Origin of the sequence: Micromonospora sp. AP08 (genome assembly GCF_008085935.1) — a bacterium.
Taxonomy (GTDB): domain Bacteria; phylum Actinomycetota; class Actinomycetes; order Mycobacteriales; family Micromonosporaceae; genus Micromonospora; species Micromonospora chersina.
On record NZ_VSEZ01000002.1, the window covers coordinates 314,099 to 330,510 of the forward strand.

13 protein-coding genes are annotated in these 16,412 nt (G+C 67.0%); 7 read left to right on the top strand and 6 right to left on the bottom strand.

Annotated features, from left to right (window positions below):
- The first annotated feature begins 2 nt into the window (after positions 1 to 2).
- From FXF50_RS04705 to FXF50_RS04715, 3 genes are all read left to right on the top strand, one after another.
- A complete protein-coding gene (locus tag FXF50_RS04705; RefSeq protein ID WP_148425971.1) occupies positions 3 to 3,041 on the top strand; it encodes a DUF6519 domain-containing protein in 3,039 nt (1,012 codons plus the stop codon).
- Between the two features lie 118 nt (positions 3,042 to 3,159).
- The gene (locus FXF50_RS04710; protein WP_148425972.1) at positions 3,160 to 3,771 is read left to right on the top strand and encodes a DUF6745 domain-containing protein; all 612 of its coding nucleotides are present in this window, start codon (positions 3,160 to 3,162) and stop codon (positions 3,769 to 3,771) included.
- Between the two features lie 235 nt (positions 3,772 to 4,006).
- A complete protein-coding gene (locus FXF50_RS04715; RefSeq protein WP_148425973.1) occupies positions 4,007 to 4,597 on the top strand; it encodes a 5'-nucleotidase C-terminal domain-containing protein in 591 nt (196 codons plus the stop codon).
- Positions 4,598 to 4,761: 164 nt separating this feature from the next.
- Here FXF50_RS04715 and FXF50_RS04720 read toward each other — a convergent pair whose 3' ends face one another.
- The 3 genes from FXF50_RS04720 to FXF50_RS04730 are packed head-to-tail and all read right to left on the bottom strand — an operon-like array spanning position 4,762 to position 8,068.
- A complete protein-coding gene (locus FXF50_RS04720) occupies positions 4,762 to 5,937 on the bottom strand; it encodes a Gfo/Idh/MocA family protein (RefSeq protein ID WP_370464076.1) in 1,176 nt (391 codons plus the stop codon).
- Complete coding sequence (locus FXF50_RS04725; RefSeq protein ID WP_148425975.1) at positions 5,856 to 6,833, bottom strand: BadF/BadG/BcrA/BcrD ATPase family protein; 978 nt, start codon at positions 6,831 to 6,833, stop codon at positions 5,856 to 5,858. Before FXF50_RS04725 ends, FXF50_RS04720 begins: the two co-directional genes overlap by 82 nt.
- Positions 6,818 to 8,068, bottom strand: coding sequence for a hypothetical protein (locus tag FXF50_RS04730; RefSeq protein ID WP_148425976.1), 1,251 nt, complete (start codon positions 8,066 to 8,068; stop codon positions 6,818 to 6,820). Before FXF50_RS04730 ends, FXF50_RS04725 begins: the two co-directional genes overlap by 16 nt.
- 87 nt (positions 8,069 to 8,155) lie before the next feature.
- Here FXF50_RS04730 and FXF50_RS04735 point away from each other — a divergent pair, with 87 nt between their 5' ends.
- From FXF50_RS04735 to FXF50_RS04745, 3 genes are read left to right on the top strand one after another with little or no spacing between them, the layout of a single operon-like run.
- Positions 8,156 to 8,953 carry a phytanoyl-CoA dioxygenase family protein gene (locus FXF50_RS04735; RefSeq protein WP_187399520.1) on the top strand — a complete coding sequence of 266 codons (798 nt, stop codon included), beginning with the start codon at positions 8,156 to 8,158 and terminating at the stop codon, positions 8,951 to 8,953.
- Positions 8,950 to 9,789 carry an NTP transferase domain-containing protein gene (locus tag FXF50_RS04740; RefSeq protein ID WP_187399521.1) on the top strand — a complete coding sequence of 280 codons (840 nt, stop codon included), beginning with the start codon at positions 8,950 to 8,952 and terminating at the stop codon, positions 9,787 to 9,789. Before FXF50_RS04735 ends, FXF50_RS04740 begins: the two co-directional genes overlap by 4 nt.
- Complete coding sequence (locus FXF50_RS04745) at positions 9,786 to 10,943, top strand: 3-dehydroquinate synthase (RefSeq protein WP_148425979.1); 1,158 nt, start codon at positions 9,786 to 9,788, stop codon at positions 10,941 to 10,943. The genes FXF50_RS04740 and FXF50_RS04745 overlap by 4 nt, the downstream gene beginning before the upstream one ends.
- 127 nt (positions 10,944 to 11,070) lie before the next feature.
- Here the strand turns inward: FXF50_RS04745 and FXF50_RS04750 are convergent, their stop codons facing one another.
- Complete coding sequence (locus FXF50_RS04750; RefSeq protein WP_148425980.1) at positions 11,071 to 12,960, bottom strand: hypothetical protein; 1,890 nt, start codon at positions 12,958 to 12,960, stop codon at positions 11,071 to 11,073.
- Between the two features lie 70 nt (positions 12,961 to 13,030).
- The gene (locus FXF50_RS04755; protein WP_148425981.1) at positions 13,031 to 13,813 is read right to left on the bottom strand and encodes a hypothetical protein; all 783 of its coding nucleotides are present in this window, start codon (positions 13,811 to 13,813) and stop codon (positions 13,031 to 13,033) included.
- A gap of 98 nt (positions 13,814 to 13,911) precedes the next feature.
- Here FXF50_RS04755 and FXF50_RS04760 point away from each other — a divergent pair, with 98 nt between their 5' ends.
- Positions 13,912 to 15,444 (top strand): class I SAM-dependent methyltransferase, encoded by a 1,533-nt coding sequence (locus FXF50_RS04760; RefSeq protein WP_255509892.1) that lies wholly within the window; start codon positions 13,912 to 13,914, stop codon positions 15,442 to 15,444.
- Positions 15,445 to 15,595: 151 nt separating this feature from the next.
- Here the strand turns inward: FXF50_RS04760 and FXF50_RS04765 are convergent, their stop codons facing one another.
- On the bottom strand, positions 15,596 to 15,868 hold the full coding sequence (locus FXF50_RS04765) for a hypothetical protein (RefSeq protein ID WP_148425982.1): 273 nt from the start codon (positions 15,866 to 15,868) through the stop codon (positions 15,596 to 15,598).
- Positions 15,869 to 16,412 lie beyond the last annotated feature (544 nt).

Genomic DNA, 16,412 nt, shown 5'->3' on the forward strand with positions numbered 1-16,412 from the left:
CCGTGAGCGGTGACTACAGTCGCTGGACCCATGACGCGCGCGACGGTGACACCGCCGTCCTGCTCCAGCAGGGGCGCATCCTCACCGATGCCGACTGGAACGAGCAGGCAGCCGGCATACAGCGACGCGTCCAGGCCGAGGCCCTGGACACGATCGGGCGGGCGGGCGTTCCCACCGAGACCCCTGACGGGTTCAAGGTCTCGCTCAACGCGGGGGCGCTGTCCATCGGCATCGGCCGAATGTACGTCGACGGCATCCTTGCAGAGAACCACGGCGCACCGCCCGAGGGGTGGCGGTCGACGCTCGCGGAACTCGTGGGCACGACCGCCATCCTCTACATGGAGCAGCCGCACCTGCCGAAGCCACCGCAGGTCCCGAGCTCGGGCAAGGTACTGGTGTACCTGAAGGTGTGGCGCCGGGAGCTTACCGCCGTCGACGATCCGGGCCTGGTCGAGCCCGCCCTGGGCGTGGACACCACCACCCGGCTGCGCACCGTCTGGCAGGTGAAGGCGGTGCAGGTGCCGGCGAACTACGTCCCAGGCGCGCCGTTCGAGACGCTGGTGCCGTTCCTCGAAGCCGAGCCGCCGACGGTGGCGCGCCTGACGGTCGGTACCGCGACGGTCGACGTCGACCCTAGCCCCTGCCAGATCGCGCCGACCGGTGGATACACCGGCGTTGAGAACCACCTGTACCGCATCGAGGTGCACACGCCCGGTGTGGCTGGAACAGCGACGTTCAAGTGGTCCCGCGATAACGCGACCGTGGCTGCCAGAGTTACCTCAGTCCCCGCGACGATGGACCGGCTCGTCGTCGACCGGCTCGGTCCCGACGAAGTGCTGTCGTTGCACGACGGCGAATGGATCGAGATCCTCGACGCAGCCCGTGAGCTCGCCGGCCAGCCCGGCGTCATGCGCCGGATCAAGTCCGGCGGTGGCATCGACGAGGCGACGCGCACCGTGCTGCTCACCCAGCCGCTGGCCGCGACCGACTTCGCACTCGATGCGCAGGGCCAGCCCGTCGTCGGGAGCAACCTTCGTGTCCGTCGGTGGGACCAGGGCAGCTCTCTATTCGACGAGGCCGGCAACCCGGTCTCGGACCCCGCCCTGGCCGGGGGCACCATAACGATCCCCGCTCCCGGCACCCGGCTGCTGCTCGAGCACAATTTGACGGTCGCCTTCTCCACCGCCCCGACCGGCGGGAAGCTCCGCACGGGCGACTACTGGCTCGTTCCGGCCCGGACGGCGGACCCCAAGGGCCACGAGACGGCAGACCAGCCCGCCGCGGGGATCCACGCGCACTACGCGCCACTCGCGCTCGTCGAGGGCAGCAAGGTGACCGACCTCAGGCCAGTGTTCCCGCCATTTACCGGGCTCGACGCGCTGTTCTACGTCGCCGGCGACGGGCAGGAGGTTACGCCAAACACGCTGGCGCCCGCACCTGTCGCACTGCCGGTCCGGCCCACGGTCGGGGTGTCACGAGGTCCGATCCCGCTCGAAGGGCGGTCGGTTGAATTCACCGTCACCGGAGGCGGCGGCACGGTCAACGGCGGCAGCGGACCGGTCAAGGTGCCGACCGCGGCCGACGGTACGGCGAGCGTCGCCTGGTCCATCCACGCCTCGTCGGACCAGACAACCCTGGAGGCACGGCTCCTCGACGCCGCCAGCCAGCCGACCGGTCTGCCGGTGCGCTTCAGCGCCCGTACGAGGCGTGCCGCCACCGTCTCCTATCAGCCAGGCGCGTGCGGTGACCTCGGCGGCGTGGGCACCGTCCAGGAGGCCCTCGACAAGCTGTGCCAACGACCGTCGGGCCGGGGCCCGGGCTGCTGCGCGACTGTCGGCGACGGCGGCGACTACGGGCGGTTGGAGGAGGCGATCCGCGATCTGGCAGACAGGCATGCGGGTGACGTGTGTATCTGCCTACTCGCGGGCGACCACGAGTTCGAGCACGATCCGATCGAGTTCGTGCGGCGCCTGAATATCCACGGTTGCGGGGCGAGGCTGCGGCTGCGCACCCCTCTCGAGGTGCTCAAGGCCGACGCGGTTGAGCTGTCCGATCTCGAGATCATCGGAGACGAGGGGCTCGAGGAACACCTCGTCCGGCTCGTCGCCGTTAGCGAGGTACGCCTGCGCGGGCTGTGGGTGCACCTCAGTGGCCAGGAGGTCCGCACCCTCGTCCACCTGATCGGCTGCGGCTCGACCCGCGTGGACGACTGCACTATGGCAGCATCTGTCGAGGTCCAGGCCGATGCGTCGCCGCGCTTCACGGGCGTCGCCAGGTCCCTCCTCACGGCGGCGCGCGACGTCGATCTGCAGGCGCTGAAGACCGTAGCCGAGAACAACCGTCGTACCGCGATCACCCGTCGCCTAGTCGCAGCCGGTCAGCTCGAGGGGTTCGCCCTGTCCCCAACCGGTCTGGCAGACCGACGATTGGCACGCGTCGCGACCGCCGCCGCCGAGCTGATCCGCGCCGGCGCCAGCCTCGAGAACTTCGAGAAGTTGCTGCCCGACATCGGCGAGCTTGCCGACCACCTCGAGGTTAGGAGCGGCCACCCTCGGGCGGCGCTGTGCCTGGAGGAGCCGCACGGGCCGGTCTGGGTGCGGGGCAACATGATCGCCGGCGGCTTGAGCTTGTACGGCGTCGCGTCACCGCAGAGAATCGACGAACTCAACGACCGAATCGACGACATTTTGGGCGAAGCCCGAGACCCAGGCGAGCTCAACTCCGGGTTCTCTCGGCTTCTCGTCGAGGGCAACTCGCTCGCTTGGGTGCTGCTTGCCGGCCACCCTAAGGAGTTGCTCACCTTCGGCAGCGCCGCCTTCGATAACAACCGCCTCATCGGCGGTCTCGTCGAACTCGCTGCCGGACGCGTCACGTTCAGCGCCAACGACCTCGACAGTGGCGGGGCTCGGCTCGCGGGCCTGGTGTACGGGAACAAGGTGAGCGCCACGACGAATATAGGCCCCGGTCGCGAGTCGTTCCTCGTACTCTCATCGCCCGTCCGCGTCGAGGCAGCCAACGCCGACCTCATGGTAGCCCCATAAATCCGCTCGTTTTGAGCTCGTATTGACATAGGCAGGCGAATTCGCACTGCTGCAAGTATGGGTCATTGTCCGCGCCGCAGCGGATCACGGGATCCAGCGCATCGGCCCCTACGGGTGTGTGGCGACCATCGACCGCAACCTCACCGCCAGCTACACCATGCTGCCCGCCTGGTTTTGGGACACTGAAAGCAGCATCGTCGATCAAGACGACGAAGGACGCGCCGTCATTCGCTATTGTCTCAATCCCCGCGACTGGTTCTTCGAGCCGGCCTGGAATTACTACCCGGACTGGCTCCTGCTCGCCACTATCGATACCTGCCAAGAGATTCTAGGCACCAGGCCACATGCCGCCTGGACGGGTTGCAGGGACGTGGCGCTGGCGGCCGGGCCTTGGTGGCCACTGACCGACCTAGCCGTCATGAGCGAACGTCCCACCACCCTGCGGGTCAACGCACAGGACCAGCTTCACGCCGAGGGCGAGCCTGCAGTCGTCTGGCCCGACGGCAGCCAGGTGTGGGCGCGCGATGGCAAAGCCATAACGATCCGACACACGCAGCTCGCAATGGATAACCCGCTGCCGCTTCATCCGCGGTTGGGTGACCCAGCACTGGTAAGGGGGCACATCCGTCGTTTGGTGTGCCCTCTGGGCTCTGTCGACGGCTGGCATGGGACCGATGAGCCCTTGCTAGCGACGGCAGCCGTCCGAGCTGGTCGAACGGACCTTGCCTAACTGCATTCGGCTCGAACGCTATCACCTCTTTCTGGCCGGATCGGTGAGGCAACCGCTGCATCCCGTCCGGTGGCACCTCACCCGCGCTCCGCGAGGGTTCAGCGGTTCTTGCGCTCCAACCCTGCGCGGCCATCCCGCACGGGTCTTGCCGCACCCGAGCCCGGGGCTGCGCACGCCGAAGACCGGCGACCTGACCCGCGCGCCGGGTGACGCCGCCGAGTCGACCATGTAAAACGTGGCCGCTGACGCCTTTCAGTGGGCGGCGGACCAGGACGGACGGGCCGACCTCGCGGTCGCGATGCCGGGCATCCTCCGCCGTGACGACAAATACGCCGCCAACCCGGCCAACCCAGCCAACGCGCCGGGCCGGGTGCTCTTCTCCGAACTCGCCGTCGGCACCGTCTACGACAGCGGCATCGGCGTCGGCCTGGTCCGGGGTGACATCACCGGCGCGCAGCTCGACGCGCTGCTGGAGAGCCAGTGGCAGCGAGCCGCCGACGGGTCCGTGCAATACCGGCAAATCTCGGCCTCCAGCAACGTCCGCTACACCTACGACCCGACGACGCCGGTCGGCGAGCGGGTCGCCCCGGCCAGCATCCGGATCGGCAACCGGCCGGTCAACCCGCACGCCACCTACCGGATCGCCACCCTGGCGAACAACTTCTTCGCCAAGAATGCCACGACCGGCTTCACCGCCCTGTTCGAGGCGCGTAAGCAGGACCGCAGCCTCTACAACGGCGGTGATGCGCTCTGGCGCTACCTGGACAAGCTGTGTCCGGTGAGGCCGCCGGCGCTGGGCCGGGCAACACCGGTCGCCGCAGTGTGAGTCCATATGCCATGGCCCGGCCCCGGATCCACGCGCTGCCGCGTCGACCCGCGGCCGGCCATTGTGATTCATGGCTGTCGATCCGACGCGGGTCGATGCGTTCAAGCTCTGGCGCGAGAGGGATTGCATCGACGACATCGCATGGGTCCGTTGACCGCCCGCAGCTAGGCGGCGACCGGCACCCACACCGCCGATCGGGCGGCCGAGGTGCGGGCGGCGTCCAGGACACGATCCACACCGAGACCATCGCGGGCACACGCGATGGGGATGTCCTCGCCCGCTACCCGACGCGCAAACGCGGCGAGAGACGCCGCGTGCCAGGTCAAAACGCTGCTACCTGTCTCCGGCGGAATGACTGCGATCTCCTCATCCAGGCCGCCCATGCCGAACCGCAACCGCTGGTGCGCGGTCGCGTACTGCGCACCCTGGAAGAGGTCGAGCGTATCGGACTCAACGCTGGTGAACCGCAGAGCGCCTTCGGTGCCGTACGCGAACACCCGCAGGTCGTTCGTCGCGCCCGCAGTCATCTTCGATACCTCCACACTGCCGAGCGCACCCTTATCCAGGACGCATTCCATCTTCGCGATGTCGTCCGCTGCGGTAGACGCGCACGGGTCGTGAAAGTGTGTACGGGCGGAGACTCCGGTGATAGCGCCAAATAGGAAATGCACCATGTCAATGGCGTGCGGGCCGAGGTCGAGCAGGGCGCCACGGTTAACGTTGACCGGCGGGTTTCCGACCTGGTGACGGGCCAGGTTACTAGACCGGTGGTACTCGACCCGTAGGCTGCGAATTTCGCCCAGCGCGCCAGAGCGCACCAGGCGTCTGGCCTCCCGCAGGGCCGGAATACACCTGAAATTAAAGTTGACACCAAACGTGACACGCCTGGTTTCCGCCAGCGCCACCAGAGCGGCAGACGTATCGCCGCTCCCGGTCAGCGGCTTTTCGCACAGTACACTCCGGTCGGCTGACAAGGCCCCACTACAGACTGACGCGTGCAGGTTCGAGGGAGCGCAGCAGTCCACGATGTCAATTGCGAATTCGTCCCAAAGATGCGCCCCGGGCGGCCGCGAGGGCACGGACCACTCGGTGCATGCCCGGGCGCGCGCCGCCGCGTCAGGATCGACGACCAATGCCACCTCCGGCTTTCGCGGGAGGCCGGGAAGCGTTTTGGTCATCGTCTGATACGCGAGTGCGTGAAGTGGGCCGACGACCCCATACCCGACGATCGCCACGCGTAGCGGGGCGGGCCGGACCCTCACAGCCGAACCGTGGGCACTGCCCCTGCAATCCGGTCGAACAGCGCCTGGTCGGATTGCAGCTCCTTCAATGCTCTGCACATCAGAGCAACATCCACCGTCTGAGACCGGAAGGCTGTGGCACCCAGGGCCAGTAATCTCCGCTCGAGTCGAGTACGTAGGCGACCGGTCGGCTCGGTGACCAGGGTCCCAGTAAATGTCGCGGTCACCGGGGACTTGGCCCCAACCGCCGTGAGGGCTCCTCGGCAAACGTCCACGAGACGGTCGGCCGCGCAGTCCAGGATATGCTGCGCCGTCTGGTCACCGTCCTGGTCAGCGACGAAGACGTCGCGGGCGAAGTCCGCGACGGTTTGCTTAGGGTTGTCCGACCCGTAAACGTAATAGTCCAACTCCATACCGCCGGTGCGCCGTTCCACGAGCGCCGCAAGCTGTGTCGGCTCACCGCGCCCCTCCGCCGCGGCGATGACCGCTCGCAGCGCTTGGCGCCCGATGTCGTAGGCGCCACCGTCGTCACCGAACAGGTATTCGTGGGCGCCGTGCCGGGCGACCGCCTCGAAGCCACGACGGGCAGTTACACCTGAGCCCGTCCCGGCGATAACCACCAACTGCTGCGATCTACGGTCCTCGGCGAAGAGCAGCGGAACGACGTCATTCGTGACGAAGGTGCGGCGGACCGGCCGTAGCGACTCTGGGAGGGTATTGACGAGCAGCTTGCTGAACTCCTCCAGGTAGTGCCATGTGCCGACCGCACCGACCGCGAACAGGGCCTCCTCGATTCCGGTAACTCCCCCTGTCACCGCCGCTACCTGCCGCAGCAGGGCACGCGGCGTCCCGCGAGGGGCACCAATGGTGTTGAGAGAGGGCAGCTTCGCCTCCGCCCGGACTCGCTCTCCGTCGGTCACCGCGACCCACGTGTGTGACCCGCCGCCCTCGACCAGCAGGGACATGGATCCCGACCGGTTCAGCACCAGATCCACCGATCGTCGATGGCCGGATACTTACCTAGGTCGTGGTCAGCGCGGTCATTGCTGCGTGCTAGCTGCCGGGCCGCTGTCCCGAGGGGTTCGAGAAGGTTCATCATCCACTGACACTCCTTGAGAGTGAAGAGGCAGGACGAGACCCGAGAGGCCGTGGGGCCGCCGGTCAGTTGCCCGACGATGCCGTCGTACGGCCGGGTCGTCGTGAGCTGGGGGCCGACCGCAAGGATCTGTGAAGGATCCGGACGCAGCCACGTGCCAGGGTTGTTGCGGAACGCGGGGCTCAGCAGTGACACGACGCCGTGGGGGTATCCGACTTCGCGCCACGACAAGCTGCCCAGATCGAGTCGGACTGCCGCGCCGGAGCTGGCGACAAGTTCCAGGAAGCGGACGTCGACTGGGAAGCCCTTCCCCACAAGGCCTGTACAGGACACGGTGGACGGGGGCTGCCCGATGGCGAGTGTGAACCGGGTTTCAGACCATGTCTCGGCCTGATACACAAGACCTTCGGGATGACCCGGTCCCCCGGCGGAAGTGGCTGGGGACAGCGGCAGGTGCTGGCCGGCACCCGCCACGGCGGCGTACTGAAGCGGTCCCATGATTCCCAATGAGACCAGCAGGGCCAGGAAGTGGGACAGCATGTCGAAGGTGAGGCCAGTGCCCAACGAAGGTATCCGAGGCACCTCGATGGGCGCGCGCTGGAGCAGCACGAAGCGGACCGACTCTACTTCTGCGCCAAGATGTTCCCAGATCTGATCCGCATAGTCGGCAGCGGCGGCGATGTAGGCCGGGTAGTGATCGACGCCTAGCACCAGTCCGGGAAGGTCGCACGCCCGGGCAGCTTCGGCCGCCGTGGCGGCGAACGGCTTTTCGACAATCGCCACACCAACCGGGTGCGCCGCCGCTTCGAGAACTCCGAGGTGAGCTGTGTCTGGGGTCGCGACGATCAGCAGGTCGCAGGCCTCGGGCGGCGGCTCGTAGGCACTCCGCTTCTCTTCGAACTGCTCCCACGTCCGCAGTTCCGGGGTCAGAGAAAGCGGGCGAACGTCCCGGTACAGGGCGTGAATCGATGAACCGCTCGCCCGTGCCGCACCGATCGCCGGCCGGTACACGCGGTTTCCCCAGTCGCCCAGTCCCTCAATGCAGATGCGATACCCGGACTCGGGCGCGGCCCGTGTGGCCGTGAACGTGGACTGCTGCGCGGCTCGATGGGCGAAGTACCAGAACGGGTTCATCGGCTCCTACCAATGATCAAGGTTGTTCGGGTAGCGTCTAGCTTCCCCGGAGCTTGGCTCCCAACGAGCGATGCGGAGGCAGGGGCAATGTTCGACTATGCCCAGTGCACCTTTTTCCAGGTCAATGGCTATCTCGTTGTGAATGACCTAATCCCTTCCGCCCTTATCGACAAGGTCCAAGCAGCCGCACGGTGCGAAATCGCGGAACACGTCAGGCCATACAGGCTAGTTGGCGGCTCCATCGCGCGTCTAGACCAACTCTGGGACCGGAACATCGTGTACCGCGAGGTCATCGAGCATCCTCGGCTCCTTGATGCCGTTGAGGACTTGCTGGGGCCGAACATCGAATACCTGACGCGCCGCCACAATCACCTGACCCTCAACGGGCCGAAACACCAGGTGCCCGGGCGCGGCGGTGCGGGCCTGCACCGAGACTCGCTCCAGTGGAGCCGTCCGATTGTGACCGTTCTGGTCTATCTCGACGACTCCACTGTCGATACCGGAGCGACCCGGCTCATACCGGGATCTCACCAGCTTCTTCCCTACGTCGGGCTGCCGTCCGACGGAGGCGGCGGCAACCACCTTGCGGAGCACGAGGAATATGCGGGATACGCCGATCAGGCCCTCATATGCGAGGTGCCACGCGGGGGCGTTCTGCTGTTCAACAGCCTCCTCTTTCATTCCGCGGGGGCCAATCGCGGCACCTCCGAACGCATGAGCATGACTCTCGGATACAGGTCGGTGGACGAATTGCAGCCGACGCCCGTGGGATATGCACATCTCGTCCGCGGTCAGGCCATCTACCGCGGCAATGACGTCGACACCGAACGGCTTTCTTGGCAGGGGGACATCTTTCCTACAGGAAGCGAGTCGGAGGGTCGGTGAACACTCCCCCAGACACCCTGCGTGATGTCACGGTCATCGTCCTCGCGGGCGGCAGAGCAACCCGGCTCGCTGCCCTTAGATCGCCCCTGCCGAAGGCCATGTTGCCCATTGGGGGCCAGCCATACATCGGCTACCTCGCGGCCCATTACCTCCGTTGTGGGGTGGCGTCTGTACGCGTTGCGGCAGGGCACATGGGTGAAGCCATCGCTGAGTACTTTCGCGGGGAGCCATGGCTCGGAAGCGGGGTCGTCGTGGACATCTCCGAGCCTCAGGGCACCGGCCATGACCTCGTCCGAGCCGCGCGGGCGGTGCGGACCGACTGGGTGCTCCTCGTCATGGGCGATATCGTCGCTGATTTCGATCCACTCGCCCTTGTCGCTGCCGTCAAGGCACAACCTGCTTACTGCAATCTCGTCGTCTGCGACCGCAGCCCTCAGAACGAGGGAGCCTTGGAAGTCCGCGCCGATGGCTTGCTGCTGTCCTCGGCCGAGGGGGGTCCAGATGCCATCGGTTTCCCGGGCATCGCTCGAACGCGGAAGAGCAGTACCGGCGCCGCCCTGATAGACCGCACCGCGCTCACCGCGATGGACCTCAAGCCTGGCGCATCCATGGAAAAGGACCTGTTCCCTCCGTGGATCAGCGCAGGGCGGATGCGTACCTTCGACATCGGCGACCGGTTCTTCTGGGACTTTGGCACTCCGGAGCGCTATCGGTTCATCGCCGAACGCCCAGATACGGTGCTGCGGCTGTATGGACCGGCACGCCCCGGAACTCTAGTCTCCGTCCCCGACCCCCTAGCAGCGTCAGAGGGTCTGGCCCTGAAGGACGACCGATGACCACCGGCCGGAGGTCGGCGCTCGGCACCGCTGCTCCCCGAGTTTCGCGGCTGTGCAGCGTCGAGGGCGATGACGAGATTACGGTCTCGTGGATTCACACGGAGGAATACACCCTGAGCGTCGGGTCACCCTTCACCGTGCCCCTCAGCCAGTTGCTGGCGGCCGCCCGCGACCGGTATGAGTGCTCGACCGTCTATTTTGTTGCTGACCATGCCTGCAAGTCGGTGCTGGAGACCGCACGGGAGGAAGCTCTAACATGCGGCCTCGCCACGCTGGGCACCTCCAGTCTCACAGGGCAGGAGTCGGACAAAGGCATCGAATCGGTCCAGCGGATATGGCGAGAGATGTCCTCGGCCGGCGTGCTGCGCCGCACCCTCGTGATCGGCATCGGAGGCGGCGTGACCTGCGACATCACCGGCTTCATTGCGGGCACGTATATGCGCGGTGTGCTGTACGCCCTGCTCCCCACGACCCTCATGGCGCAGGTCGATGCTGCCATTGGCGGGAAGACAGGCATCAACCTGCACGGGCAGAAGAACCTCATCGGCGCCTTTTACCATCCAATCGGCGTTGTGATCGACCCGGACGCAATCCGGTCTTTGCCCGACCGAGTGCTCGCCTCCGGTCTGGCAGAGGTGATAAAGGTGGCTGTCATCGGGAGCCCAGAGCTCTTCGAGACCGTAGCAACCGCCACCCTGGGAAACTTCAGATCCGATCCCGCGCTAGCGTGGGCGGTCGTCCGGCTCGCCATCAGGGAGAAACTACGACAACTGAGTCGCGACCCAATGGAGGTGGGAGATCTGCGTCGCCCCCTCAATTTCGGCCACTGCGTCGGTCATGCCATCGAAGCGGAGTTGGGCTATGACTGGCTGCACGGGGAATGTGTAGCGGCTGGCATGGCGGTCGCGTCGAGGTTGGGGGCGCGAACCGGCCACACCGACCCCGACCTGGTGGCGCGCGTCCTCGCTGTGCTGGAGCGGCTCAGTCTTCCCGTGCACGTTCCTGACGAGGTCACCCAAGCCGTGTGGGACCACCTTGTCCGCATCGAGCGGGTACGCAATGGATCGCTGCATATCGTTGTTCCCAAAGGGCTCGGCGCGACGACGAGTCTGCCTTCCTGGCCGGCAGGGGTAGCCTGGCAAGACGTCCGGTGAGGGGGACGGCATAGGCGGCAGATCTGCTGATCGAGGGCGGCGAACATATGACCGCGCGTGCTGGATCCCCATCGGATAGCCGACGGCAGGCGCTGCCACCCGCACAGCAAGAGCACCGCGCCTTCGGTCAACAACCAGACGGGTCAGCTTTGTCGATCAGCCGGGCCACGACATCGACCAGAGCCTGGCCGGACGGTAACGGACGACCATCAGGACGGCCTTCGGCGTACCCGGCGAGCGCCTCAGCGGCCAGCGCCCGGGCCGCCCTGCAATCGCGGTCTGCGCAGGCCAGCACGGCAAGGGTGACGTCGCAATTGGCCGCCCCAGGCAAGTCGTCGGCGGCGCGGTAGGTAGCTCGCAACGCGAGCATGTCTGAACGGACGTCGCCAGGCGCCGGGCCGCCTCGCAGCAGAGCGGCCAGCGCCCGAAGTAAGGCACGATGCTGGCGGACCAGCGAGAGCCTGTTGCCGTTGCGAACCAGCCGCATGGCACGTCCACCCAGCTTGGTGGCGAGATAGCAGAGCACGGCGATGGACGGCCAGAACGCCCGAGGCGCGACTGATGCCAGTTGCTCGAGGAGGCGTAGCGACGTCTGCTGCAGCGCCCGGTACGCACCGCCGGCCTCCTCGGGCAGGTGGCGTCCGTTGCCAGTGGCGATCAGGACCTGGACGGGACGGGCGTAGGCCTCCGCGAGATCCGACACGACCCGCACGCCGCTGTTCCGCCGGCTCGCCCGGCCGCGCGCCAGGTCGCCAAGCCGCAGAAGGCAGTGCAGCCGCGTGGCCGCGTCCTCAGCACCCGTCGCGACTTCCCGGAACATCCGGCCGGCCCGGGTTCGGTCGTCGCCCCGGGCACGGTTGTAGAGGATCTCCGCGTGTCGCAGCCGGGCGCCCGGCGCAACCTCAGGTAGCGCGGCGAACATCGCCTCGGCGGTGTCCAGGTCGCCGAGGTCGGCTATCAGCCAGGCCCAGGACTGAGCGATCAGTTCGGCCGGGTGTGCATCTCGCAGCTGCTTTCGCCAGTGCGCGAAGCGCTCCGCGTATGCTTCACCGGCGAGCGGCACCGACGGCCAGGGTGGCGGGCCGGGCGCGCCCAGCTCATGCCGCAACGCGGTGACGGCGAGCCCGTCCGGCTCCCCCTGCACCAAGTCGACGCCGTGCTCTCGTGCGTCCGTCAGGACGACGGAGCTCGCGGGCAGGCTCAGGCAGCACCAGGTGGCGGAGGTCTGTGCGGCGGCGGCCAGCAATGGGCCGTACACGTCCGGGTCGCCGCCCGAGTAGCCGGTGATGAGCAGCCGGCCAGCCGCGCTCAGGCCCTCAACGGCTGCAGTGCGCTCGGCCGTCAGCTGGGCCAGCTCCTCGATGTCCACCACGACCACGTCGGCCAACGCGCGCTGCTCCCGGTCAAGCCCACCGTGCACCTTGAGCAGGGCGGCCGGGCGGCCGGCCCGCAGCCAGGCGGCGAATTCGTCATGGCTGGACACGGTAAGCAGGGCCGGCGGGTCGGTCTGGGCGAGCGCCCGCCAGGCCGGGAGTGCGCCGCGATAGTCGTGCGGCGCGTCAACCGGCAGGTCGGCACGGCCAGAGATCAGGTCGTAAGCAAGCTCCACGCCGATGTCGAAGTTGACGGTGACGTGCGTGCCCCCGCGGAGCAGGTGCAGAGCGGAGAGCATGTGCGCTTCGTTGGGGATGCGGACCCGCAACGCGAAGATGCAGTCCAGCGCGTCCGGGCCGACGGTCCCCCACAGCCGACCGAGAACAACTTCGAGCTTGTACGCTCCGCTGCGGAACCGGTCGAGCTGGTCGTCGGTTACGAGCGAGCCGAGCACGTCCCGGGCGGCCGCGTGCATGGTCTTCAGCACGTCGTCACGCAGGCCGAACCCGCGCGGCAGGGCCGCCGGCTCGTCGCCGCTGATCCCCGCCCCGGTGAAGATCGCCGTAGTCAGCAGAATTACACCTCCCTGCGGCCGGCTGCCGCCGGCCGAAACGAGCGCCGCGACGGTCTGCCGGACGACCAACCGCGCACCGATGCGGTAGGCGATTTCACGTACCTCGCCCAGGGCCCCCGTGTTCGATGTCGCTTCGCCGTCATGAGGGGTCGGCGAGGGTTGAGCGCCAGATCGCTTCGAACTGGTCGAGCCAGTAGGTGTACCACGGCCCGTCGTCGCGGGTGAGGTGGATGTGCATGCGGGAGCGGATTGCATCGTTGCGGAAGCCGTGGAACTCGACGTTCGCATAGCCGCCGGGCGAGTGTGGGTTAACCGCGACGATGCTGAAGCCCGGGTTGAACGCGATCTCGCCATAGGCGAAGGTGCCCTTCACCGTCCACTGCGCCATGGACGCCAGCCGGGCGCGCGTTTCCCGCAGCGAGTCGGCTGCCTTTTGTATCGGGAAGTCCAGTAACGCGTCGAGCTGCTCGGAGATCGGATCGCCTGGGTCGAATTGCTTGAGCACCACGATCCGCACGGTCCCGTCATCCTTTGCCAGGGGGCCACGCCGCAGGATGTCGCAGCGCTCCTCAGTGAGGAAGTTGGACCCTACCGGCGCGAAGATCCACACATCCTTCGCGGCACGGAGATCGTCGGTGATCGGGGTGCGGTCGTAGTCGCTGCGGTCCAGGAACCGCTCCTCGCGATGGTTCGCGAGTGCGGCCCGCAGCAGCAGGAAACCGAGCCCGGCGAAGAGCAACGACCACCGTACGCTGTCCGGCAGATCCGCACCCACCAGCAGCAACGCGGCGAAGATGAACGCGACCAGCGTGGTGGCGTAGAGGTCGATGAGGCGGCGGTGCCGGAGGTCCTCGAGGATCTGCTTGAAACGGCGTCGCACCATCAACTCCGATCTCAGTTTCCAACCGACAACCCCATCCATGATGCCGCTCAATGTGTGGGGTGGCGCTCCACCGATCAGAGGAGACGGACAAGCCCCGGTATGATTGAGTCCGCCCGTCGGCCCCGGTACCGCGTGAGGTGATCACGATTAGCCTGCCGACCCGCTTTGTGCTCTTCCCGGGGCGTCATCACCTGCTTACCTGCTTCCAGGCCGACTACCTGCACCGGCTCGCTGAGGACGGCGCTGCCACGATCGTCTGGGCGGTGACCTCTGCCAATCACGAGAACACCAGACGCAATCCGGTTCCGTACCACCGACGTGAGGCCGCGATCGAGCGGTTCAGTGTGCTGAGCGGGCTGCGCTCGGTGGTGGTGCCGATCTTCGATACCGCGCCCACCGACGCCTTCGCCGAGGTAACGCTGAAGACCATCGCGGTCGCCACCGGGCTCGAACTCACCCCCGCGGACACCCTGGTCGCCTGCTCCACGCCGCAGGTCACCAAGCTCTACGAACGGCTCGGCTTCCCGATCGCCTTGGTTGAGGCCGACCCCGACGTCCGCACCATGCCCGAACGGCCGTGGGACGTCCTGCTGCGCCTGGCTGCGGGCGACGACACCTGGCGTAAGCTGACCCACCCCGCCACGATCGACGTCTTCGAGCGCTACCACCTGGTCGAGACGGTCCGGTCGGTGGTCAACGATCCCCTCGTCGGCGACGAGGGCGGCCTCACCACCACCCGCGACTACCGGACGTACGTGGAGGCTTTCGCCAGCGCCGCCGAGCGTAAATGGGCCGCCGTCCGCCGGTACGTGCAGCCCGGCCGGATTGTGGACATCGGCTGCGGTGCCGGGGCGGTCCTGGAACTGGCCGACCGAGAAGCCGGCCTGCACGAAAGCGACCTAATTGGCGTCGAGGTCGCCCGCCACCTCTATCAGGAGTGCATGCACAAAAAGGCGCAGGGTGTCTTCCGCAATGCCAACGTGTACTTCTTCCAGCGGAACGTCCTCGGCGGAGCGATCCTCAAGGACCGATCGGTGGACACCACGCTGACCTTTTCCCTGACCCACGAGATCTGGTCGTATGGGCGGCAGCGGGAGTCAGTACTGCAGTTCGCCCGCCGCATCCACGACCACACCGTGCCGGGCGGCGTCTGGATCAACAGCGACGTGTGCGGTCCGGATGACCGTTACCGTCCGGTGATCCTGCGGCTCGCCACCGACGACGGCGACAACCCGGCATCGCCACGGCGCGATCTCGCTAGTCTCAGCTCCGTCGAGGTCAGGCGGTACGTGGGGGGATTGTCGACGCGGGCGCGGCTGGATCAGTTCGCGACCGACTTCGCGTTCCCGTTCACCTACGAGGCCCTGGCCGACGGCACGGTGCAACTCGAACTGGGCTCCGCGATGGACTACCTGACCCGCAAGGACTATGCCGACAACTGGCTGTCGGAGACGAAAGAGCAGTTCTGCGGCCTCGGGTTCGCTGAGTGGACGGACTTGCTGACCGAAGCGGGCTTCAAGATCGACCCCGCCTCTACCCGGCTCCGCAACGACTGGGTAATCGAAAACCGGATTGCGCCGGTCGCTTCACTCACCGATCTCGATGACCGTCCCCTCGACTGGCCGACCACCCACATCCTCACCGTCGCCCGCCGTTTTTGGAACGGGTGAGCGGCCGCCCTGTTCTGGGTGCATGTCGCCGCGGATGACTGGCGCAGGACCGGCGAAAGCTAATCCGGCCTGGGCAGCGGAGCACGCGGGGCCGGTGGCGGGGCATCTCCTTCTAGGCGGCGTCGCCGGATCCGGCCACCCGCGCCGAATATCACATGGCCTCGATGGCTCGCATCCGGGCGTAGTGTCCAGCAGTCAACGGGTCCCACGGCTCGATGTTGGCCTTGCGTGACAAGTCGATCGCCGCCGCGGCAAGGCTCCGTTCGCCAGACCTCGCCAACGCCTCCGCCTGGTTGAGCCACCACGTCCACAGCTCACCGGGCGGTGCCTGGCCAGCATAGATACGGTGCAGCTGCAGCACTGCCTGGTAGTCCATCTCCACCGTGGCCCGATGGAGCAAGACCGTGACGTGGCCGTCCGTCAACAGTGGATCCTTCGAGCTCCGGCGGAACAGACCCACCTCGGCCTCCCATACCGGTTTGTCGCAGCCGTGCTACCGGCGGTGCGCCCCAACGCCTCGCCCAGGTGCGTTAGCACCCAAGGTGGCCCACCTTAACCGCGTGGCTCCCGCCCCGGTCAATAGCAGATTAGCTACACCACCACGTCGGCGTTCCCGTCGAGGACCAAACGCAGCGCCACCGCCTGCTGGCGCGACGGCGGCTGCTGGATCCATGGCGATGTAGGGCTACCCCTCGCTTGCAAGGCGCTTCCGGCAAAAGTCGTGGCGTTCCCTGAGGTACGTGACGTCCGCGTTGCACCTCTCTCGCAGTACGCAAGCGTTTGCCTTCGGCTGCCGTCGTGTTTCAGGCATGATGTCAGGCACGGAGAGGCGGGCGGAGGCCGGATGACCCTGTGGCGGCAGTAGAGGCATGGTTTCTGGGCGGACCGGTCGACGGGAAGACGCGGCGGCAGCGGCGTCGTTTAGCGACGACCACCGTGTCGCGGTCGATAAGCTCGGCAACGACGGG